The sequence below is a fragment of the Pseudomonas sp. Irchel s3a10 genome (assembly GCF_900187525.1).
Lineage (GTDB): Bacteria > Pseudomonadota > Gammaproteobacteria > Pseudomonadales > Pseudomonadaceae > Aquipseudomonas > Aquipseudomonas koreensis_G.
Genome location: NZ_FYDR01000002.1, coordinates 287218 through 308816 on the forward strand (window position 1 = coordinate 287218; position 21599 = coordinate 308816).

Here is a 21599-nt window from a genome sequence, read left to right on the forward strand (position 1 = left end):
GGATGCTCAGACTGAAACATTTGCTAAAGCAAAGTGCTGGGTTATAAATAAGTTTCGAGCGACGCAGGAAGCCTCCGCATGGAATCGAAAGAAAAACTGTTAATGGAACTGCTGGGCCACACGGCTCGCTCACTGACCCATCTCACCGCGTCGGTCACTTCAATGTCCTTCGAACTGCTGCGTAGCGAGGACGAAGTGGTCAAGACCGCCGGCCGCCACATGATCGATCGCATGGCGACCATCAGTGCCGGGCTCGACGAGCACTGGCGGTTGATCGGCGAACTCACCGGCGTGCATGTCGCCCACGAGCAGATCGAAACCATTCAGGAAATTCAGCTGGCTGCGCCGCCGCAGCTGCCGTCGAACTGATCATGGCGGTTTATCGGCTCGCCTGATAACCGTCGATTCACAAGACGAACGTCGCTGGCGCAGGATCTGCGTCGGGGCCATAGTTTTGTTCCCGCGGGCGTGATTGCCTGCCTAGAACAAGACAGAGACTGGCCATGACCAAGACTCTCCATCACCGTGCCTGCCACTTGTGCGAAGCCATCTGCGGTCTGACTATCGAGACCACCGAAACCGATGGCAACGTCGCGATCACCTCGATCAAGGGCGATGCGCTCGACAGGTTCAGTCGTGGGCACATCTGCCCCAAGGCCGTGGCCCTGCAAGACATCCAGAATGATCCCGACCGCCTGCGCCAGCCAATGCGCCGGGTCGGCAGCGAATGGTTGCCGATCGAGTGGGAAGAAGCCTTTGCACTGGTGGCTGAGCGTCTGGCGGCGATTCAGCAGCGTCATGGGCAGAACGCGGTGGCGGTCTATCAGGGCAACCCCAGCGTGCACAACTACGGGCTGATGACCCACAGCAATTACTTTCTTGGCCTGCTGAAGACGCGCAACCGCTTCTCGGCGACTTCGGTCGATCAGTTGCCGCATCACCTGAGCAGTTACCTGATGTACGGCCACGGCTTGTTGTTGCCGATCCCGGACATTGATCACACCGATTTCATGCTGATCCTCGGCGGCAACCCGCTGGCGTCGAACGGCAGCATCATGACCGTACCGGATGTCGAGAAACGCCTGAAGGCGATTCAGGCGCGCGGTGGCAAAGTGGTGGTGGTCGACCCGCGGCGCAGCGAAACGGCAGCCATCGCCGATCAGCACTTGTTTGTGCGGCCGGGTGGCGATGCGGCCTTGTTGTTCGGGGTGCTCAACACCTTGTTCGAAGAAGGCCTGACCCGTGACAGTCACTTGCCGGTTGATGGCCTCGATGAAGTGCGCGCAGCCGTAGCCACGTTCACTGCCGAAGCCATGAGTCCACTGTGCGCCGTGCCAGCCGAGCAGATCCGCCAACTGGCGCGGGATTTCGCCGCTGCGCCGAGCGCGGTGTGCTACGGGCGCATGGGCGTTTCAACGCAGGCGTTCGGCACCCTGTGCCACTGGCTGGTGCAGTTGATCAATCTGGTCACCGGCAACCTCGACCGGGTTGGCGGAGCGTTGTGCACCGAGCCTGCGGTGGATCTGGTGGCATCGACCTCGGGCGGGCATTTCAACAAGTGGCAGAGCCGGGTCTCCGGACGCCCCGAGTACGGTGGCGAGCTGCCGGTGTCGGCGCTGGCCGAAGAAATGCTCACCGAAGGCGAAGGGCAGATTCGCGCGCTGATCACTGTGGCCGGCAATCCGGTGTTGTCGACGCCAAACGGCCGGCAACTGGAGCAGGCGCTGGATGGCCTGGAGTTCATGCTCAGCATCGACCTGTACATCAACGAGACCACGCGTTACGCCGATCTGATCCTGCCGTCGACCTCGGCGCTGGAGAATGATCATTACGACACCACCTTCAATCTATTCGCGGTGCGCAATGTCACCCGCTTCAACCGCGCGATTCTCGCCAAGCCCGACGGCGCATTACACGACTGGGAGATCTTTGTCGGTCTGGCCAAGGCGTTTGCCGAGAAGACTGGCAAGGAGCTGAAACCGACGATGCCGCCGGCGAAGATGATCGACATCGGCCTGCGCATGGGGCTGTATGGCGATGCATCCGAGCAAAAGCTGTCATTGGCGGCATTGTTCGATCATCCGCACGGGATTGATCTTGGGGCGTTGAAGCCTAATCTGGCTGCACGCCTCAAAACGCCGAATCAACGGGTGCAGGCCGCACCACCGGAGATCCTCGCAGACCTCGCACGCTTCGCGGCCTTGCAGGCGCCAGCCGCTGATGAGCTGTTGATGATTGGCCGTCGGCATGTGCGCAGCAACAACTCCTGGATGCATAACTACCATCGGCTGGTGAAGGGCAAGCCACGGCATCAATTGCTGATGCACCCGGATGACCTCGCCAGCCGTGGGCTCAACGATGGTCAGTTAGTTCGCGTCAGCTCGCGGGTAGGGCAGATCGAGGTCGAGGTGCTCGGCAGTCTGGACATGATGAAAGGCGTGGTCAGCCTGCCGCACGGTTGGGGGCATGCGCGGCCAGGTGTGCAAATGGCAATCGCCAGTGGGCAGCCAGGTTCGAGTGCCAACGACCTGACCGATGAGTGTCAGCTTGATGAACTGTCGGGGAACGCCGCGCTCAATGGCGTGCCGGTGACCGTGGCAGCGGCCTGAACATGACCGTCGGGGAGACCGAGCATGGCGCTCGGGATTCCGTTACAATGCGTCACCGTGCCGACCCATGAGTCGGAAAGTTCAGCCGAGGTGCTCCATGGATATCATCGAAACGATTAAAGAGCAGATTGCCAACAACACCATTCTGCTTTACATGAAAGGCTCGCCGAATGCCCCGCAGTGTGGCTTCTCCGCGAAAGCTGCGCAGGCCGTGATGGCGTGTGGCGAAAAGTTTGCGTACGTGGATATCCTGCAGAACCCGGAAATCCGCGCCAATCTGCCAAAGTACGCCAACTGGCCGACTTTCCCGCAACTGTGGGTTGGCGGTGAGCTGGTCGGCGGTAGCGACATCATGACCGAGATGGCTGCAGACGGTTCGTTGCAAAGCACCATCAAGGCGGCCGTCGAAGCGGCTGCTGCGAACAAGTCCGAAGCCTGATCCCGCTTCACTCGGCGCTGGTTCCTCCTGTAGGAGCTGTCGAGTGAAGCGAGGCTGCGATCTTTTGATCTGCAGCCAATAAAAAAGCCCCGCATCTCGAAAGAGGGCGGGGCTTTTTAGTGCGCTGGAAAAGTTAATGCGAGCTGCCAGTGCAATCTGAAAAGATCGCAGCCTGCGGCAGCTCCTACTCTTCGCCCATCTGCGATTGCAGATAGTTTTCGAGGCCGACTTTATCGATCAGGCCCAGTTGGGTTTCCAGCCAGTCGATATGCTCTTCTTCGGATTCAAGAATGTCTTCGAGCAGTTCACGGCTGCCGAAGTCGCCAACCGATTCGCAATGTGCGATGGCGGCTTTCAGATCGGCGTGGCCAGTCTTCTCGATACGCAGGTCACATTCCAGCATTTCCCGGGTGTGCTCGCCGATGTGCAGCTTGCCCAGATCCTGGACGTTCGGCAGACCTTCGAGGAACAGGATGCGCTTGATCAGCTTGTCCGCGTGCTTCATCTCGTCGATCGATTCGTGGTACTCGTGCTTGCCCAGCTTGTTCAGGCCCCAATCTTCATACATGCGTGCATGCAGAAAGTACTGATTGATCGCGACCAGTTCATTGGCAAGGATCTTGTTGAGATGCTGGATGACTGTAATGTCGCCTTTCATGATGGGAGTCCTGCCCTGTATTAGCTGTATATAAGGCGGAGTTTGAGCTTGGTATTTATAAGTGTCAAACCTAAGTTATTGAATAATAAATGAAATTAAATCTGAATAAGAATGTTTGTGTTCCGCGTCTAGCGCCTAAGCGCTTGATTTGCAGGCATAAAAAAACCGGACATATGTCCGGTTCTTTGAAATAGGGGTGATTATGCCGCGGTAAATTCTACGGGGTAGGGGATCGCAGCCTGAGCGGTTTGCAGCTTGGTCAGGGTTTCGCGAACCACTTCCTTGGCAAGGCACGCACATTTGCCGCATTGGCTGGCGACGCCGGTGGCCTGGCGGACTTCTTTGTAGCTGCAGCAACCTTCATAGATTGCTTCGCGGATCTGTCCGTCGGTGACGCCAGTGCAGAGACAAACATACATAAGTGAGAACCGTCGCTGGTTGTGACTCAATTGCGATGGATCTTAATGTTAACGAGAATGATTGTCAAAGTGCTTTCTGAATGGTTTTCGATCGAAAGGCTGGTCACTGACGAACGGTGATTAATGGCGAATTGCCTGGCCCCGAAAATGCTGGTCCGTTATCCGCATTGGGCAAAAAACCGTTAAGGACAGGCGAAAAACGCAGTGTATGATGGTCGGCCCTTGCGAAGAGGGTTCGTGTCACAGGGCTGTCGCCTCAGGGTGGCAGGCTGGCCCGGACCCTGAACTTCAAGTTATTCACCAGGAGATATCCATGAGCGTACTCGTAGGCAAACAAGCCCCAGACTTCACCGTCCCGGCCGTACTCGGCAATGGCGAGATCGTTGACAGCTTCACCCTGTCCTCGGCCATCAAAGGCAAATACGGCCTGGTGTTCTTCTACCCACTGGACTTCACCTTCGTCTGCCCGTCCGAGCTGATCGCTCTGGACAACCGCATGGCCGACTTCAAGGCGCGCAACGTGGAAGTGGTCGCCGTGTCGATCGACTCGCACTTCACTCACAACGCCTGGCGCAACACCCCAGTGAACAATGGCGGCATCGGCCAGGTGAAATACACCATGGCTGCCGACATGAAGCACGAAATCGCCAAGGCCTACGACGTTGAGTCCGAAGGCGGCGTGGCTTTCCGTGGCGCGTTCCTGATCGACGACAAGGGCGTTGTCCGCTCGCAGATCATCAACGACCTGCCGCTGGGCCGTAACATGGAAGAGCTGATCCGTCTGGTTGACGCGCTGCAATTCCACGAAGAGCACGGCGAAGTCTGCCCTGCCAACTGGAAGAAAGGCGACAAAGGCATGAACGCTTCGCCAGAAGGCGTCGCGGCTTACCTGACCGAGAACGCTGCAGCCCTGTAAGGCGCAACGTCGCGGTACAAAAAAAACCGGCCCATGTGGCCGGTTTTTTTATGCGCGGGAAATATCCGGCGAGGATCAGTCGTCGAAATCTTCCCAGCCGCCCATCTGTTTCCAGCGGTTGACGATGCCGCAGAACAGCTCGGCAGTCTTCTCGGTGTCGTAACGCGCCGAGTGCGCTTCACGGCCGTCGAAGTCGATGTCCGCTGCCTGACAGGCCTTGGCCAGGACGGTTTGACCGTAAGCCAGACCGGCCAGTGTCGCGGTGTCGAAGCTGGAGAACGGGTGGAACGGGTTGCGCTTCATGTCCAGACGCGCAACCGCAGCATTCAGGAAGCCAAGGTCGAAACTGCTGTTGTGGCCGACCAGGATCGCCCGTTTGCAGCCATTGGCCTTCAGCGCCTTGCGGATGCCACGGAAGATGTCGGTCAGCGCGGTTTCTTCGCTGACGGCCATGCGCAGCGGGTGATCGAGCTTGATCCCGGTGAACTCCAGCGCGGCTGCTTCGATGTTGGCGCCTTCGAACGGCTCGACACGGAAGAAGTAGGTGTGATCCGGGTAGACAAACCCCTTTTCATCCATGGCGATGGTGGTCGCGGCAATCTCCAGCAGAGCGTCGGTGGCCGAGTTGAAGCCACCGGTCTCTACGTCGACAACAACCGGCAGGTAGCCGCGAAAACGCGCTGCCATTGGATGACGGGAACCGCCGCCACCTTGACCGTCCAGTTCATCGTCGAAATGGTCTTCACTCACGCGTGTTCCTCCAGCAGGCGCCAGCGCAGTTTTTCACCGGCGCGCAGCGGGATAACGTTCAGCTCGCCGAATGGCAGGCTGGTCGGGGCGGTCCATTCTTCGCGAACCAGGGTGATGCGATCGGTGTTGGTCGGCAGACCATAGAAGCGCGGGCCGTTGAGGCTGGCGAATGCTTCGAGCTTGTCCAGCGCATTGCGCTGTTCGAACGCTTCGGCATACAGCTCGATGGCGGCGTATGCGGTGTAGCAGCCGGCGCAGCCGCAGGCGGCTTCCTTGGCGTGCTGGGCGTGCGGCGCCGAGTCGGTACCGAGGAAGAACTTGGCGCTGCCGCTGGTGGCGGCGTCGAGCAGGGCTTCCTGATGGGTATTGCGCTTGAGGATCGGCAGGCAATAGAAGTGTGGCCGTATCCCGCCCACCAGCATGTGGTTGCGGTTGTACAGCAGGTGATGCGCGGTGATGGTGGCGCCGACGTTGGCCGAAGCCTCGTTGACGAACTGCACGGCGTCGCCGGTGGTGATGTGTTCGAACACGACTTTGAGCGTCGGGAAACGCTCGACCACACGGCGCATGTGCTCATCGATGAAAATCTTTTCGCGGTCGAAGACATCGACATCGCCACGGGTGACTTCGCCGTGGATCAGCAGCGGCATGCCGACTTCAGCCATGGCTTCCAGCGCCGGGAAGATCTTGTCGATGCTGGTCACGCCGGAATCGGAGTTGGTGGTGGCGCCGGCCGGGTACAGTTTGGCGGCGTGCACGAAACCACTGGCCTTGGCCTCACGAATTTCTTCGGGCTGGGTGCGGTCGGTGAGGTACAGCACCATCAGCGGTTCGAAGCGACTGCCGGCCGGGCGGGCAGCGAGAATCCGCTGGCGATAGCCGTCGGCTTCAGCGGCGTTGCGCACCGGTGGTACCAGGTTGGGCATGATGATGGCGCGGCCAAAGGTGCGCGCAACATCGGCAACGGTATTGGTCAACACGGCACCATCGCGAAGATGAATGTGCCAGTCGTCGGGACGCAGCAGGGTCAGGCGGTCGGACATGAGGGGATTCCAGGCGGGTCAAACTGAGGGGAATGCTACCGGAAAAGACTCTTGCAGGCACCCGCTATCAAGTTTTGCAGGAACCTTCCGATATCCCGTAGGTATGCCGTAAACATAGTGTGAATCGGTCTTTGTGTGACAGAAGCCAATGGAGCCTCCCGTGCGCCAGCGATATTTAGCCTTGCTCAGTGTGTTTGCCAGCCTCCCCGCGATGGCGCTGACTTACCAGACGCGTCTGGAGAACATTGAGTGGACAGTCGAGGGCGACAAGTTCGAGTGCCGCCTGACCCAGCCGATCACCGATTTCGGTTCGGGCCAGTTTGTGCGCAAGGCCGGCGAGCAGGCGATATTCCGCCTCAATGCCTACAACGCCATGCTCGGCGGTGGTTCGGCGACGTTGCTTGCTGCGGCGGCGCCATGGCAGCCGGGGCGCAACGACATCAACCTGGGCAGCGTCAGGATCGGTACCGGCAACGTGCTGTTCAACAGCTCACAAGCCCAGGCCGGCGGATTGATCAGCGGTCTGCTCGATGGTCGCAGTCCGGTGGTGCGCCGTGCGTCTGGCGATGGCCGGGTTTCGGAAGTGCGTCTGCTGCCGGTTAAGTTCAGCAAAGCGTTCAATGATTACCAGACGTGTGTGGCGAAATTGCTGCCGCAGAATTTCGATCAGGTCAAACAATCGCAGATCGGCTTCCCCGGTGAAGGCACCGATCTGGATGCCGCCGCCAAAGCCAAGTTGCAGGTAATGCTCGAGTTCATGAAGGCCGATCCGACGGTCAATCACATCGAGCTCGATGGCTACTCCGACAACAGCGGCAACCGTCTGACCAACCGTGAACTGTCGCGCCGTCGCGCGCTGGCAGTGGTCGATTTTTTCAAGGCCAACGGTATCGCCGAATCGCAAATCACCGTGCGTTTCCATGGCGAGCAATACCCGCTGGTGCCAAACAACAATGCGGCCAACCGGGCGAAGAATCGCCGGGTCAGCGTGAAGCTTGCGCGAGTGGCGCCGACTACCGCGCCAGCGCCACAAGCCAGCACACCAGCCAATGCTGCGGCGACTTCCTGACCCATCGGTCATCGTCGCGCTCTCGACAGATTCTGTCGCTTTGTCGTCTTAAGCTGTCGCGCCTCTGTAAATTATTGCATTTGAGCGGTAGACTCCTCGGCTTTCCGTAGAACCCCGTGGAGTGATGGCATGGCGGACGTAAACAAGGTCGTTCTGGCGTATTCCGGCGGCCTGGACACTTCGGTGATCCTCAAGTGGCTGCAGGATACTTATAACTGTGAAGTGGTGACCTTCACCGCTGACCTGGGTCAGGGCGAAGAGGTCGAGCCGGCTCGCGCCAAGGCTCAGGCCATGGGCGTCAAAGAAATCTACATCGATGACCTGCGCGAAGAATTCGTGCGCGATTTCGTGTTCCCGATGTTCCGCGCCAACACCGTTTACGAAGGCGAGTACCTGCTGGGTACTTCCATCGCACGTCCGCTGATCGCCAAACGCCTGATCGAAATCGCCAACGAAACCGGCGCCGACGCCATTTCCCATGGCGCCACCGGCAAGGGCAACGACCAGGTGCGTTTCGAACTGGGTGCCTACGCACTCAAGCCTGGCGTGAAAGTGATTGCGCCATGGCGTGAGTGGGACCTGCTGTCCCGCGAGAAGCTGATGGACTACGCCGAGAAGCACGCGATCCCGATCGAGCGTCATGGCAAGAAGAAGTCCCCGTACTCGATGGACGCCAACCTGCTGCACATCTCCTATGAAGGCGGCGTGCTGGAAGACACCTGGACCGAGCACGAAGAAGACATGTGGCGCTGGACCGTCTCCCCGGAGAAGGCTCCCGACACCCCGCAATATCTGGAACTGACCTACCGTAACGGCGATATCGTCGCGCTGGACGGCGTCGAAATGACTCCGGCCACTGTACTGGCAACGCTGAACAAGATCGGTGGCGCTCACGGTATCGGTCGTCTGGACATCGTTGAAAACCGTTACGTGGGCATGAAGTCCCGTGGCTGCTACGAAACCCCGGGCGGTACCATCATGCTGCGCGCGCACCGCGCCATTGAATCGATCACCCTGGACCGCGAAGTCGCTCACCTCAAAGACGAGCTGATGCCGAAATACGCCAGCCTGATCTACACCGGTTACTGGTGGAGCCCGGAGCGTCTGATGCTGCAACAGATGATCGACGCTTCGCAAGTCAACGTGAACGGTGTGGTTCGCCTGAAACTGTACAAAGGCAACGTGATCGTTACCGGCCGCAAGTCCGACGATTCGCTGTTCGACGCCAATATCGCGACCTTCGAAGAAGACGGCGGCGCCTACAACCAGGCCGACGCGGCGGGCTTCATCAAGCTCAACGCGCTGCGCATGCGCATTGCTGCCAACAAAGGCCGCAAGCTGTTCTAAGCCTTACAGGGCTGTAAAAATGGCGGCTTGTCTCAATGACAATGCCGCCATTTTCATTTCTGTGTTTGTCTGGCGTTAATCCATAGCTTTGATCGTTACCGTTAACTCCGGCATTTTCTTGAATGTCCACTTCTGGCATCTACTCTGCGTTCATGCTCCTTTCAAAACCGTGGTGCTTTGCGTGCTCACGTTGTAAGCAACGAGAAGTTTGGCGCCTCCGCTTTTTTTCGACTGTTTGATAAGGCCGGGGATAATTTGCTTGAGCAAAACTTCGCACGCGGTGTCGGTCAGAAATACCACTGCCCTGGGCGGTTGCTTGCCAAGATGCGGAAAGTGTTCGACCAGCGCATTGAACGCCTGAGCGCTGCTCAACCGCCGTACATCTATGGCACACAATGTGCCGATGGATTTAGGCAGCTGAATGTTGTGCTCAATCCACGGTCGCTCCGCGCAGGATTCGCCAGCGCCGCCAGGGGGGAGTTGCCTGAGGTCGATGCTATGGACAAACAAAGTCCATTCCAATCCGTTTGCAGCTGATGTTTCGCCTGCTCCCACAAACGCTTTTGCTGGAGGCGAGCAGGAGTGCAGCTCGCGCTGTTTCAACTCCTCGAAATTTTTCAGGAAGCTGTCGTCCTTATCGAAATCCGAAGGGGCATAAAGCGAACGGTAGTTGAAGTTCAGCGTTAAAAAGAATAGCAGCAACAAGTAGAACGGAAAGCTGATCAGAAACCAGATATAGACCTCCCTTTCGGTGTTATCAAGGAAGGGCAGGGAAATGGCAGCTGATGATTCGGAAATAAATGCAAATATCGCAATTACAGTCATGGGGTTGGTTATTTTTCTTTTGATTTTTATCATGGGGAGTGCTCATTAAATATGTTTCCAGTGCTTATGTTGAATTGTTTTGTATGGAGGGCTACAACTTGGTAGTTGGGCTATTTTTATATTAAAAAAAATCGCTTGGGTAGAAGTATCTTGTTTCAGACGTTGATTTTTCAAAGTGTTTTTTATGGGTTTCATGTTGTTTTTTACAATTTATAATCCGCCGGGGGCTGACGGTGCGTAGCGAAGCGCAGTCAATGAATTATCGCGTTATTTTCAGTCGCTCACAGAGTCGTTTGCTTCAAAGGAGGAGTACGCGTGGCTTTCAGGACGCCATGTTTTTCGCGTCGATGTGAAGGCGGGAAGTTACGTCAGCCCATTTAAAAATCGCCTGTATGGATTTTTTTGTAGGAATAATCTTTATTTGCTGTAGGGAATGTCCTTTGCTGGGATTGCAATGAAACTCTCTTGTGCCATGTCAGAAGTGACTGGGCTATTGTGCGTGCTCTAAAAATTCGAACAGCGAAACTGGACTTGCCCATGAATAAAGTGCTGATCGTGGATGATCATCCCGTCATTCGTCTTGCTGTGCGTATGCTGATGGAACGTCATGGCTACGAAGTCATTGCAGAAACGGATAATGGTGTGGATGCTTTGCAACTTGCACGTGAACAGATGCCGGATATCGTTATTCTGGATATCGGAATACCGAAACTCGATGGTCTTGAAGTTATTGCGCGTCTGAACTCGACACCCATGCCGTTGAAAGTTCTGGTATTGACCTCCCAGGCACCGGGGCATTTTTCAATGCGCTGCATGCAGTCGGGTGCTGCGGGGTATGTATGTAAACAACAGGATCTGACTGAGTTGCTGAGTGCGATCAAAGCTGTACTGTCCGGCTACAGCTATTTTCCAAACCAGGCCCTGCACACCGTGCGTACCAGTCTTGGTAATGCCAGTGAGGCCGATATGGTGGATCGCCTCTCCGGGCGCGAAATGATGGTGTTGCAGCAATTGGCGCGTGGCAAGACCAACAAGGAAATTGCCGATGGCATGTTTCTCAGCAACAAGACGGTCAGCACTTACAAGACCCGTCTGTTATTGAAGCTCAATGCCCGCTCGCTGGTGGACCTGATTGAATTGGCACAACGCAACGGACTGGTCTGATGATCATGAATGCCGACGGGGCATGGGCCGCTCAGTGTCGGATTGTGCAGAAAGTAAAAAGCCTCCGGTTCGGGAGGCTTTCAAGTGTCAGAGATCAAAATCGTAATCGGCCAATTGCTTTTGCAGTCGGCGCTCCTCAAGCATGTTATCGATGGTGCGACGTTTGCTCAGATTGGTCTTGGCGACCTCGACCACCGGTTCGGCGTCGTCGCTTTCCACCGCGGTAAACTCTTCATCTACGTCCAGTTGTTCTTTGCTGTCAGTCATAAGGTGAACTCCAGGCTAAGACTGCCTTTGGCGCTCCTTATATCGATATTCCTGCTGCGGGTAAAAAAGATTTTTTCAATCGAAGAATCAATTATTCCAATAGCCAATCAATCGTCCGAGGTTTTGTGTTTGTACTCGCACAGATCTTCGATCCGGCAGCTGCCACAGCGCGGCTTGCGCGCCAGGCACACATAGCGACCGTGCAAAATCAGCCAGTGGTGGGAGTCCAGCAGGTAGTCTTTTGGCACAAACTTCATCAGCTTCTTTTCCACTTCAACCACATTTTTGCCCGGGGCAATGCCGGTGCGGTTGCTCACGCGAAAAATGTGCGTGTCGACCGCCATGGTCAACTGGCGAAAAGCGGTGTTGAGGACCACGTTGGCCGTCTTGCGACCCACGCCTGGCAGCGCTTCCAGTTCTTCACGGGTCTGCGGGACTTGGCCATTGTGCAGCTCGACCAGCATGCGGCAGGTCTCGATCACGTTTTTCGCTTTGCTGTTATAGAGGCCGATGGTCTTGATGTATTCGGAGAGCCCTTCGACGCCCAGCGCGTGGATCGCAGCCGGGGTATTGGCCACCGGGAACAGTTTGGCCGTGGCCTTGTTGACGCCAACGTCGGTTGATTGCGCCGAGAGAATGACCGCGATCAACAATTCGAACGGCGAGGAATAGGCCAGCTCGGTCTTCGGCTCGGGATTGTCTTCATGAAGTCTGCGGAAGATTTCCAGACGTTTTGCGGCATTCATGGGTGATGTGTTTCCTTGGAGAGAGCGTTCGAGCGAGTCCATGCCTGGCGGGCAGCGAGCAGTAGCCCGAGCAGGATGAAGGCTCCGGGAACCAGGGTGAGCAAGTGAAGCCCGTCGCTGAACAGAATCAGGCCTTGCCAGTGTTCCGACAGGCCACGGCCGATGTGGCCCTGACCGAACAGTTCACGCAGTGCCGCCAGCGCCAGTAGCAGCCCGCTCGACAGGCCAAAAAACTTAAGGCGCTGGGCAAACGCCTGACGAAAGAATCCATTGTATTCCAGCACCACACACTGCAAGGCGATCAGCCCGGCATAGATTCCGACTGACTGTTGCCACTGCAACGCCCAGCGCTGCGCGAGGATATTGGCGCAACTGGTCAGGGTGGCGGCCAGCAGCACACTGGCCAGCATCAGGTTGTTGCCAGTCAACCGCGAGCGCAGCGGGCCGATGCATGTGCCGTAAACCACCACCACAGCGCTCGCCATCAACAGCATCCCCAGCGCGCCCGGCAGGGTTGCGCTGGTGCCAAGCAGCAGCATCAACATCAACGTGTTTGTCAGATTCGTTGGCCGGCTCATGATCCGCTCCCCAGCAAGGTTGCCCGATGTTCGTCAAAGTAGCGCAGGGCGTCATGAATGGCATTGACGGTGGCCCGGGACGTGATGGTCGCGCCCGCCAGTTGATCGAACTGTCCCTGATCTTTTTTCAGGGCCCAGCCCGCATCGTCAGGTGCGTTGCGCGACTTGCCGGTAAATGTCGCCAGCCAGTGATTCGGCCAGTCGCCGATAAGTCCGCCGAGCGCCGGTGTTTCATTGTGCCGCAAGGTTTTTACCCCCAGCAGCCTGCCGTGGGCATCAATGGCGATAAGCAGTTCGATAACGCCGGCATAGCCCTCGGTCCGCGTGCGCATCAACACCGCCACCGGCTGCCCCAGTCTGGTAGCGCGGTAACCTGCCAGCAGGGTGCTGTGGCTCAACGTCGTATCAGTCAACGCCAGCGGCTGTTCCAGCGGCTGATTGTCGTAGGCATCGGGCGCGAGCACATCCAGCAATTTGCGGCTGTCGAGCAGGCGTTGTTCGTTGGCAATCTGCGGTGCACTGACGCGCTGCACCATATAGGTCAGGCCGAGACCGGTGCCGGCCATCAGCACCAGCGTAATGACAGAGGCCGCGCGGTTCATGAGTTCACCTGCGTCTGGCGGGTGGCCGCAAAGCGTTCCATGGCCGGCACGCAGAGGTTCATCAGCAACACCGCAAACGCAACACCGTCCGGGTAGCCACCCCAGGTGCGGATCAGATAGGTCAGCAAGCCGACACCCACACCGAACAGCAGCCGGGCCAGCGGACTTTTGGCGCCGGACACCGGTTCGGTAATGATGAAAAAGGCACCGAGCATGGTCGCGCCGCTCAGCAGATGAAACAGCGGCGAACCATGGGAATCCGAACCTGAGCCGTTCCAGCACAGCAGGCTGACGACAAACAGACTGCCCAGCATGGCGACCGGCGCGTGCCAGGCAATCACCCGGCGCTGCAATAAAAACAGTCCACCGGCGAGAAACGCCAGATTGATCCATTCCACACCGCGTCCACCGAAACGGCCGAACGCCGGGTTGGCCGCGAACAGTTCATCCATGGTCAGGCTTTTGTTGATGCGCAGGCTGTCCAGCGCGGTGGCCTGAGCCCAGGCGTCCGGGGCCTGCCCCAGATTCAAGACCTGTGCAAAAGCGGCCTGCAGACTCATGCCATGCGCTGGCCAGTGGGTCATCGGCTGCGGGAACAGCAGCATCGCCAAGGCGAAACCGAGCATCGCCGGGTTGAACGGATTCTTGCCGATGCCACCGTACAAATGCTTGCCGAACAACAGACCCGAAGCCACCGCCGTCACGGTCAGCCACCACGGGCAATAAGGTGGCAGGGCGGCGGCCAGCAGTGTCGCACTGACCAGTGCGCTGCCATCGCTGAGCGTTGGTTGCATTGGCTGTTGGCGCAGGCGCGCGACGCCGGCCTCGATCAACAGCGCGGTGCTCGCCGCCAGGATCAGGTTGATCAACACCCCCCAGCCGTAAAACCAGAATAACGCCAACAGCCCCGGCAGCGTGGCCAGCAGCACCATCTGCATCGCCTGTTGCAGGCGATCGTCCGGTGCTTCACGGGGCGACATGATCTTCCACCTGACGCTCGGCGGCCTGCAGGCGAGCGCGGGCCTTGTCGAGGATGTCGTTCGGCGTGTCGGCGCGGCGTTCGAGTTTGTTCAGGTCGGCGCGGGCGTAGGCCAGTTCGGTTTTCAACTGGCGGAGCTGGTTGTCGATCGGGCGCTTTTCCACCCGCACCAGGTCGGGCGCAGGCTGCTCGCTCGCCGTCTCGGCGGCGTGAAGGGCTTGCTCGGCGTCACGCAGTGCCTGTTCCAGTGTGGCAATTTGCTCGGCTGGCGCTTCGGCGGTCTGGGCCTTTTTCAATTCGGCGCGCCGCATGGCCAACTGGATTTTCGCCCGTTTCAGGTCGGCGTCTTTCGTCGGAACCGGGGCCGCAGCGGCTGGAGTGGCGGCGGCGCTGCTTTCGAGTTTCGCCAACGCCTGTTCGGCGGCTTCAAACTGCTGTTGCAACACAATCAGTTGCGATTGCTGTTCGAAGGTCGGCGGATGGCCGAAGGCTTTCAGCGATTTGTGCAATTGCGCGCGGCTCATGGCGACATCGATCTTGGCTTTCTTCAATGCCGCGTCGGCGGTCGCGGCTTTCTGCGCGCGCACCCGTTCAAGAGCGGCCTGCACCGGATCGAGAGTGGCCACCGCCGGTTGCGCTGCGCGTTGCGCCCGGGCTTCGCGCTCAGCCTGTTTCTGCTGTTCTTCGCGTTGCAGGCGGGCGTTGCGGCGTTCAAAACGCTGGCGCGCATGATCGCGTTTAGCTGCGCGCGCGCGCTGTTCTTCAAGGCTTAACGCCAGGCCACCGACCACCGGCAAGGTGCCGAGCGGCAGCGGGTGCATTTCGATGCAGTCCACCGGGCACGGCGCCACGCACAGGTCGCAACCGGTGCATTCGTCGATCAGCACGGTGTGCATCAGTTTCGCCGCGCCGACGATGGCGTCGATCGGGCAGGCCTGGATGCACTTGGTGCAGCCGATGCACTCGGCCTCGCGGATGTACGCCACTTGTGGCGGTGCCGAGCCACGGCTGACGTCCAGTTCCAGCACCGGCACGTTCAACAGTTCAGCCAGGGCGGCGACGGTTTCGTCACCGCCGGGCGGGCACTTGTTGATCGGTTCGCCATCGACGATGCCTTGCGCATAGGGCTTGCAGCCGGGGTGGCCGCATTTGCCGCACTGGGTTTGCGGCAGGAGGGCATCGATGAGTTGAATCAGACTCATGTTTTGATCAGTCCACTGAATCCGAGAAAAATCACTGCGATCAGTCCGGCGCCGATCAGGTCGATCGGCAAGCCGCGAAAGGGCAGGGGAATGTCGTTGTCCGCCGTGCGTTCCCGCAAGTCGCTGAACAGGCTCAGCACCAGCCAGAAGCCCAGCCCGGCACCCAGGCTCAACGCCGTCGCCTGCAGCAGGCCGCGATCATTTTGTGCGTTGATCAGGGCCAGCCCGAGCACGCCGGCATTGCCCAGCAACAACGGCCATAGCCCATCGAACGGCCAGTCAGGCAGTCCGCGAGCCAGCAGCTTCAGCAGCGGTGCGATCAGCAGCACGCTGAGCGGCAGGAACACGAACAGGTGCAGGGCCTGCAGTTGCAGCGGCACCAGCAGCCAGTGCCAGAGCGCGTAACCGATGAAGCCGACGCTCAGCATCAGGCACGCCGTCGCCAACCCCAGCGCATGCACCTGGCGCCGACTGCCGGCCAGCAGCGGATCGACACCCAGCGGCCAGTGCAACACGAAGTTGTTGAGCAGGGCGGCACTGATCAGCGTAAGCGCAAGTTCGGTCATGGTTCTGCCGGCAGCAACGGGCGGGTGTCACTTAAGGTTAGGCATTATCCGGCACCCGCGATGGGTGGGCCAGATATGAAAAATCCCACAGGCCTGCAGAACATGCCTGTGGGATCGTTTCAGCGCTGGGTCTTACTTGATGCGTTGACCCGGCTTGGCGCCGCTGTCCGGGCTCAGCAGGTAGATTTCTTCACCGCCAGGGCCGGCGGCCATCACCATTCCTTCGGAAATACCGAACTTCATTTTCCGCGGCTTGAGGTTGGCGATCATCATGGTCAGGCGACCGTCGAGTTTCGACGGGTCCGGGTAAGCGCTCTTGATTCCGGAGAACACGTTGCGCTGCTCGTCACCGATGTCCAGCGTCAGGCGCAGCAGCTTGTCGGCGCCCTCAACGTGTTCAGCCTTGACGATCAAAGCCACGCGCAGGTCGACGGCGGCAAAGGTGTCGAAGTCGATTTCCGGCGACAGCGGATCCTTGGCCAGTTCGCCGTTGCCCGCAGGCGCGGCGGCACCGGTGTCGGTCTGGCTGGCGGTCAGGTCTTCTTTCGAGGCGTCGGTCATGGCTTGTACTTTTACCGGGTCGATGCGGGTCATCAACGGTTTGAACTCGTTCAACTGATGGTTGGCCAGCAACGTGGTGTGGTCGTTCCAGGTCAGCGGGGCGACGTTGAGGAAGGCCTCGGCGTCGGCGGCCAGCAGCGGCAGCACCGGTTTGAGGAAGATCACCAACTGGCGGAACAGGTTGATGCCGGTGGCGCAGATCGCCTGGACTTCATCCTGCTTGCCTTCCTGCTTGTTCAACGACCATGGGGCCTTGTCGGCGATCCAGGCGTTGGCGCGGTCGGCCAGGGCCATGGTTTCACGCATGGCGCGGGCGAAGTCGCGGGCTTCATAGGCGTCGGCAATGCTCGGCGCAGCGGCGAGGAATGCTTCAGTCAGCTCTGGCGCGGCATTGTTGTCGACCAGCAGGCCGCCGTTGCCCTTGTGGATGAAACCGGCGCAGCGGCTCGCGATGTTGACCACTTTGCCGACCAGGTCGGAGTTGACCTTCTGCACGAAGTCTTCGAGGTTCAGGTCGAGGTCATCGACGCCACGGCCCAGTTTGGCCGCGTAGTAGTAGCGCAGGTATTCTGGCGACAGGTGATCCAGGTAGGTACGCGCCTTGATGAAAGTGCCACGGGACTTGGACATCTTCTGGCCGTTGACAGTCAGGTAGCCGTGCACGTTGATTCCGGTCGGCTTGCGGAAACCGGCGCCTTCGAGCATGGCAGGCCAGAACAGGGCGTGGAAGTTGACGATGTCCTTGCCGATGAAATGGTACAGCTCGGCGGTCGAATCCTTGCCCCAGAACGCGTCGAAGTCCAGTCCCGGCGTGCGGTCGCAAAGATTCTTGAAGCTGGCCATGTAGCCGATCGGCGCGTCCAGCCAGACGTAGAAATACTTGCCCGGCTCGTCCGGGATCTCGAACCCGAAGTACGGCGCATCGCGGGAGATGTCCCACTGCTGCAGGCCGGCGTCCAGCCACTCGGCGATCTTGTTGGCCACGGCGTCCTGCAGGGTGCCGCTGCGGGTCCAGGTCTGCAGCATCTGCTGGAAGTCTGGCAGTTTGAAGAAGAAGTGCTGGGAATCCTTGAGCACCGGAGTGGCGCCGGAGATAGCCGACTTCGGATCCTTCAGATCGGTCGGGGCGTAGGTCGCACCGCATTTTTCGCAGTTGTCGCCGTATTGGTCTTCAGTGCCGCATTTCGGGCAGGTGCCCTTGATGAAGCGATCGGCCAGGAACATTTTCTTTTCCGGGTCGAAATACTGGGTGATCGAGCGCTGGGCAATGTGCCCGGCGTCACGCAGCTTCAGGTAGATCTGGCTCGACAGCTCACGGTTTTCTTCAGCGTGAGTGGAGTGGAAGTTGTCGAAGTCGACCAGGAACTCGGCAAAGTCGGCGCTGTGTTCAGCCTGCACGTTGGCGATCAGTTGTTCCGGGGTGATGCCTTCCTTTTCCGCGCGCAGCATGATCGCCGAACCGTGGGCGTCGTCGGCGCAGACGTAAATGCATTGATTGCCGCGATGCTTCTGGAAGCGCACCCACATATCGGTCTGGATATATTCCAGCATATGGCCAAGGTGAATCGAACCGTTGGCGTAGGGCAGGGCGCTGGTGACGAGGATCTTGCGTGGTTCGGACATGTGGGGCTTCGCTACTTGATGAAACGGAGGTCGGCCACTATAAAGCGCTGGCGCATATTTTTCACCCTGTGCACCTGTTTCCGGATGCGGCCACTGCAATAACCGGATGGACTGACTGCAATACATTGTGGCGAGGGAGCTTGCTCCCGCTGGGTGGCGAAGCCGCCCCATCCCGGCAATGTCGGATAAGCCTGATTGCGCCTGCTGCGCAGTCGAGCGGGAGCAAGCTCCCTCGCCACAAAGTCGAGTCAAAGCATAAATCGCCTGACCACAAATCAATCTGCGGGGTACGATACCCGCCATCTTTTCCCAGTCTTGTTATCGGAGTTGCCCATGAGTGCCGTCACTCGCGCAGCGGTGGAAGCCGTCCTCAGCCAATACACCGACCCCTACCTGAACCAGGACCCGGTCAGCGCCGGTTGCGTGAAGCACATCGAGATCGTCGGTGATCGCGTCAATGTGCAGCTGGAAATCGGTTACGCCGCCGGTCTGTTCAAGAGCGGCTGGGCGCAGTTGCTGCAACTGGCCATCGAAAACCTCGATGGGGTGACGATCGCCAAGGTCGAGGTCAACAGCGTGATCGCCGCGCACAAGGCCCAGGCCCAGATCCCGGGGCTGGCCAACGTCAAGAACGTGGTCGCCGTGGCTTCGGGCAAGGGCGGCGTGGGCAAGTCGACCACTGCGGCCAACCTCGCGCTGGCGCTGGCCCGCGAAGGCGCCAAGGTGGGGATTCTCGACGCCGACATCTATGGCCCGAGCCAGGGCATCATGTTCGGCATCCCGGAGCGCACCCGCCCTGAGGTCAAGGATCAGAAGTGGTTCGTGCCGCTCAAGGCCCACGGTGTGGAAGTCATGTCGATGGCGTTCTTGACCGACGACAATACGCCGATGGTCTGGCGCGGGCCGATGGTCTCCGGCGCGCTGCTGCAACTGGTTACGCAAACCGCGTGGGGCGATCTGGATTATCTGGTCATCGACATGCCGCCAGGCACTGGCGACATCCAGCTGACCCTGGCGCAGAAAGTCCCGGTGGCCGGCGCGGTGATCGTCACCACGCCGCAGGATCTGGCGCTGCTGGACGCGCGCAAAGGCGTGGAAATGTTCCGCAAGGTCAACATTCCGGTGCTGGGCGTGGTGGAAAACATGGCGGTGCACATCTGCTCGAACTGCGGACATGCCGAGCATCTGTTTGGTGAGGGCGGCGGCGAGAAGCTGGCGACTCAATATGGCGTCGAGCTGCTGGCCTCGCTGCCGCTGTCGATGCTGATCCGCGAGCAGGCCGATGGCGGCAAGCCAACGGTGATCGCCGAACCGGACAGCCAGATTGCCATGGTCTATCAGGAACTGGCCCGCCACGTCGGCGCACGCATTGTGTTGCAGGAAGCGGCGACACCGGCGATGCCTAATATCAGCATCAGTGACGATTGATCAATCGGTAACGCTGAAAACCTGTAGGAGTGAGCCTGCTCGCGATAGCGGATTAACATTCAACGAAAATGTTGAATGAATGACCGCAATCGCGAGCAGGCTCACTCCTACAGTTGGTTTTGAGGTGGCGCTTAGATCCGCAACCCGCCATCCATCTCCAGAATCCGCCCGGTGTAGTAGTCGTTCTCGAAGATGTACGCCGCCGAATGGGCGATCTCTTCCGGCTTGCCCATGCGCTTGAGCGGAATCCCCGAGGTCATCTTCTCCAACGCTTCCGGCTTCATGCCCAGAGTCATCTCGGTTTCGATGAAGCCCGGCGCAATGCCTGCCACACGAATACCGTAACGCGCCAGTTCCTTAGCCCAGGTCACGGTGGCTGCGGCCACGCCAGCCTTGGCGGCAGAGTAGTTGGTCTGGCCGACGTTACCGGCACGGGAGATCGAGGAAATGTTGATGATCGCGCCGCTGTTCTTCAGCTCGACCATTTTCGCCGCGACTTCACGGGTGCACAGGAACACGCCGGTCAGGTTGACGTCGATCACCGCCTGCCACTGGGCCAGGCTCATCTTGGTCATTTCGCCGTCCTTGACCTTGAGCAGCAGGCCGTCACGCAGGATCCCGGCGTTGTTGATCAGGCCGTGGATCGCGCCGAAATCTTCGGCAACCTGGGCGACCATGTGCTCGACCTGTTCTTCATTGGCCACGTTGCACAAATAGCTGCGCGCCTCGACGCCCTTGGCCTTGCAGGCCGAGACCGCGTCGTCGAGTTTTTCCTGATTGAGGTCGACCAGTGCCAGCTTCGCGCCCTTGCAGGCGAAATACTCGGCCATGGAGCGGCCCAAACCCTGGCAACCGCCGGTGATAATGATTACTTTGTCGTTGAGTTGCATTCGCATGCCCCGATAGCCGGTCTGAGTGGTTTTTGTTATTGGCGACGCTCGATCCGTACCGGTTATGGCCAGATTGCACATGAGCATTGCCCGATGGCGTGACCGGGACTTATCCCCAGGCGCCTGTCCGTTTTTTCGACGGATTCTATTTAAGGAGTCATAAATTGAGCGTTGAAGCGGCCAAGAATGCCCGAGAATTGCTTCTCAAGGAATACCGTGGCGTATTGTCCACTCACTCCAAATCGATGCCCGGTTTTCCGTTCGGTTCGGTGGTGCCGTATTGCCTGGATGACCAGGGCCGCCCGCTGATCCTGATCAGCCGCATCGCCCAGCACACCCACAACCTGCAGAAAGATCCGAAATGTTCGCTGCTGGTGGGTGAGCGCGAGGCCGACGACGTGCAGGCCGTTGGTCGCCTGACCTATCTGGCCGAAGCGCAGAAGCTCGAAGACCCGGCTGCCATCGAAGCCGCCGCCGAGCGTTATTACCGGTATTTCCCCGACTCGCAGAACTACCACAAGGCCCACGACTTTGATTTCTGGGTGCTCAATCCGGTGCGGCACCGCTACATCGGCGGTTTCGGCGCGATTCACTGGGTCGATCAGCTGACCTTGGCCAATCCGTTCGCCGGCAAGGCCGAAGTCAGCATGGTCGAGCACATGAACAGCGATCACGCCAAAGCCATCGCGCATTACGTGGAACTCAGCGGCCTACCGAAAACCGTACCGGCGCAACTGGCCGGAATCGACAGCGAAGGCATGCACCTGCGCATCGGTCAGGCGTTGTACTGGCTACCGTTTCAAGCACCTTGTCATACGCCGATACAAGTGCGCGAAGCCTTGGTTTCTCTGGCTCACGCCGAGGTCTGGCCAAAAAATGCGGTGACCGACGCTTGAATTCACGAAAGGGCGACGTCAT

Annotated in this window: 23 protein-coding genes; 9 read left to right on the forward strand and 14 right to left on the reverse strand. The window is 59.0% G+C overall.

Features of this window, described 5'->3' with window-relative positions; genetic code table 11:
* The first annotated feature begins 78 nt into the window (after positions 1 to 78).
* From CKW11_RS06870 to grxD, 3 genes are all read left to right on the forward strand, one after another.
* Positions 79 to 369 carry a hypothetical protein gene (locus tag CKW11_RS06870; RefSeq protein ID WP_027612069.1) on the forward strand — a complete coding sequence of 97 codons (291 nt, stop codon included), beginning with the start codon at positions 79 to 81 and terminating at the stop codon, positions 367 to 369.
* A gap of 134 nt (positions 370 to 503) precedes the next feature.
* On the forward strand, positions 504 to 2609 hold the full coding sequence (locus CKW11_RS06875) for a molybdopterin oxidoreductase family protein (RefSeq protein ID WP_095136950.1): 2106 nt from the start codon (positions 504 to 506) through the stop codon (positions 2607 to 2609).
* Between the two features lie 97 nt (positions 2610 to 2706).
* A complete protein-coding gene (grxD, locus tag CKW11_RS06880; protein ID WP_016773402.1) occupies positions 2707 to 3048 on the forward strand; it encodes a Grx4 family monothiol glutaredoxin in 342 nt (113 codons plus the stop codon).
* Positions 3049 to 3232: 184 nt separating this feature from the next.
* On the opposite strand, the gene bfr is transcribed toward grxD, so the two are convergent.
* Positions 3233 to 3706 carry a bacterioferritin gene (bfr, locus tag CKW11_RS06885; RefSeq protein WP_007963971.1) on the reverse strand — a complete coding sequence of 158 codons (474 nt, stop codon included), beginning with the start codon at positions 3704 to 3706 and terminating at the stop codon, positions 3233 to 3235.
* Between the two features lie 200 nt (positions 3707 to 3906).
* The gene (locus CKW11_RS06890) at positions 3907 to 4125 is read right to left on the reverse strand and encodes a bacterioferritin-associated ferredoxin (protein ID WP_003227725.1); all 219 of its coding nucleotides are present in this window, start codon (positions 4123 to 4125) and stop codon (positions 3907 to 3909) included.
* Positions 4126 to 4438: 313 nt separating this feature from the next.
* Between CKW11_RS06890 and CKW11_RS06895 the strand changes: the two genes are divergently transcribed.
* Positions 4439 to 5041 (forward strand): peroxiredoxin, encoded by a 603-nt coding sequence (locus tag CKW11_RS06895; protein ID WP_007963972.1) that lies wholly within the window; start codon positions 4439 to 4441, stop codon positions 5039 to 5041.
* 75 nt (positions 5042 to 5116) lie between these two features.
* Here the strand turns inward: CKW11_RS06895 and rnt are convergent, their stop codons facing one another.
* Together rnt and pyrC are read right to left on the reverse strand one after the other, a co-directional pair.
* Entirely contained in the window at positions 5117 to 5791 is a 675-nt protein-coding gene (rnt, locus tag CKW11_RS06900) for a ribonuclease T (protein WP_095136951.1), read from the reverse strand.
* A complete protein-coding gene (gene pyrC, locus CKW11_RS06905; protein ID WP_095136952.1) occupies positions 5788 to 6834 on the reverse strand; it encodes a dihydroorotase in 1047 nt (348 codons plus the stop codon). Before pyrC ends, rnt begins: the two co-directional genes overlap by 4 nt.
* A gap of 160 nt (positions 6835 to 6994) precedes the next feature.
* Between pyrC and CKW11_RS06910 the strand changes: the two genes are divergently transcribed.
* On the forward strand, positions 6995 to 7903 hold the full coding sequence (locus CKW11_RS06910) for an OmpA family protein (RefSeq protein ID WP_095136953.1): 909 nt from the start codon (positions 6995 to 6997) through the stop codon (positions 7901 to 7903).
* A 129-nt stretch (positions 7904 to 8032) separates the two neighbouring features.
* A complete protein-coding gene (locus CKW11_RS06915; RefSeq protein WP_027612065.1) occupies positions 8033 to 9250 on the forward strand; it encodes an argininosuccinate synthase in 1218 nt (405 codons plus the stop codon).
* Positions 9251 to 9400: 150 nt separating this feature from the next.
* Here the strand turns inward: CKW11_RS06915 and CKW11_RS06920 are convergent, their stop codons facing one another.
* Positions 9401 to 10108 carry a hypothetical protein gene (locus CKW11_RS06920; protein ID WP_095136954.1) on the reverse strand — a complete coding sequence of 236 codons (708 nt, stop codon included), beginning with the start codon at positions 10106 to 10108 and terminating at the stop codon, positions 9401 to 9403.
* Positions 10109 to 10612: 504 nt separating this feature from the next.
* On the opposite strand from CKW11_RS06920, the gene CKW11_RS06925 reads away from it, so the two are divergent.
* Positions 10613 to 11239 carry a response regulator transcription factor gene (locus CKW11_RS06925; protein ID WP_003227711.1) on the forward strand — a complete coding sequence of 209 codons (627 nt, stop codon included), beginning with the start codon at positions 10613 to 10615 and terminating at the stop codon, positions 11237 to 11239.
* A gap of 87 nt (positions 11240 to 11326) precedes the next feature.
* Here the strand turns inward: CKW11_RS06925 and CKW11_RS06930 are convergent, their stop codons facing one another.
* From CKW11_RS06930 to metG, 8 genes are all read right to left on the reverse strand, one after another.
* Entirely contained in the window at positions 11327 to 11506 is a 180-nt protein-coding gene (locus CKW11_RS06930) for a PA3496 family putative envelope integrity protein (protein WP_095136955.1), read from the reverse strand.
* A 107-nt stretch (positions 11507 to 11613) separates the two neighbouring features.
* Positions 11614 to 12252, reverse strand: coding sequence for an endonuclease III (gene nth, locus CKW11_RS06935; protein WP_095136956.1), 639 nt, complete (start codon positions 12250 to 12252; stop codon positions 11614 to 11616).
* Positions 12249 to 12830 carry an Rnf-Nqr domain containing protein gene (locus CKW11_RS06940; protein ID WP_095136957.1) on the reverse strand — a complete coding sequence of 194 codons (582 nt, stop codon included), beginning with the start codon at positions 12828 to 12830 and terminating at the stop codon, positions 12249 to 12251. The genes nth and CKW11_RS06940 overlap by 4 nt, the downstream gene beginning before the upstream one ends.
* Entirely contained in the window at positions 12827 to 13432 is a 606-nt protein-coding gene (locus CKW11_RS06945; RefSeq protein ID WP_095136958.1) for an RnfABCDGE type electron transport complex subunit G, read from the reverse strand. The genes CKW11_RS06940 and CKW11_RS06945 overlap by 4 nt, the downstream gene beginning before the upstream one ends.
* Positions 13429 to 14412 (reverse strand): RnfABCDGE type electron transport complex subunit D, encoded by a 984-nt coding sequence (locus CKW11_RS06950; protein ID WP_095136959.1) that lies wholly within the window; start codon positions 14410 to 14412, stop codon positions 13429 to 13431. Before CKW11_RS06950 ends, CKW11_RS06945 begins: the two co-directional genes overlap by 4 nt.
* A complete protein-coding gene (gene rsxB / locus CKW11_RS06955) occupies positions 14399 to 15613 on the reverse strand; it encodes an electron transport complex subunit RsxB (protein ID WP_095136960.1) in 1215 nt (404 codons plus the stop codon). Before rsxB ends, CKW11_RS06950 begins: the two co-directional genes overlap by 14 nt.
* The gene (locus CKW11_RS06960; protein ID WP_095136961.1) at positions 15610 to 16179 is read right to left on the reverse strand and encodes an Rnf-Nqr domain containing protein; all 570 of its coding nucleotides are present in this window, start codon (positions 16177 to 16179) and stop codon (positions 15610 to 15612) included. The genes rsxB and CKW11_RS06960 overlap by 4 nt, the downstream gene beginning before the upstream one ends.
* 132 nt (positions 16180 to 16311) lie before the next feature.
* Entirely contained in the window at positions 16312 to 18363 is a 2052-nt protein-coding gene (metG, locus tag CKW11_RS06965) for a methionine--tRNA ligase (RefSeq protein ID WP_095136962.1), read from the reverse strand.
* A 333-nt stretch (positions 18364 to 18696) separates the two neighbouring features.
* On the opposite strand from metG, the gene apbC reads away from it, so the two are divergent.
* Positions 18697 to 19791 carry an iron-sulfur cluster carrier protein ApbC gene (apbC, locus tag CKW11_RS06970; RefSeq protein WP_027612056.1) on the forward strand — a complete coding sequence of 365 codons (1095 nt, stop codon included), beginning with the start codon at positions 18697 to 18699 and terminating at the stop codon, positions 19789 to 19791.
* 131 nt (positions 19792 to 19922) lie between these two features.
* Here the strand turns inward: apbC and CKW11_RS06975 are convergent, their stop codons facing one another.
* Positions 19923 to 20681: an SDR family oxidoreductase gene (locus CKW11_RS06975; protein WP_095136963.1), complete on the reverse strand. Its 759-nt coding sequence runs from the start codon at positions 20679 to 20681 to the stop codon at positions 19923 to 19925.
* A 164-nt stretch (positions 20682 to 20845) separates the two neighbouring features.
* On the opposite strand from CKW11_RS06975, the gene CKW11_RS06980 reads away from it, so the two are divergent.
* Positions 20846 to 21577 carry a HugZ family protein gene (locus CKW11_RS06980; protein ID WP_095136964.1) on the forward strand — a complete coding sequence of 244 codons (732 nt, stop codon included), beginning with the start codon at positions 20846 to 20848 and terminating at the stop codon, positions 21575 to 21577.
* Positions 21578 to 21599 lie beyond the last annotated feature (22 nt).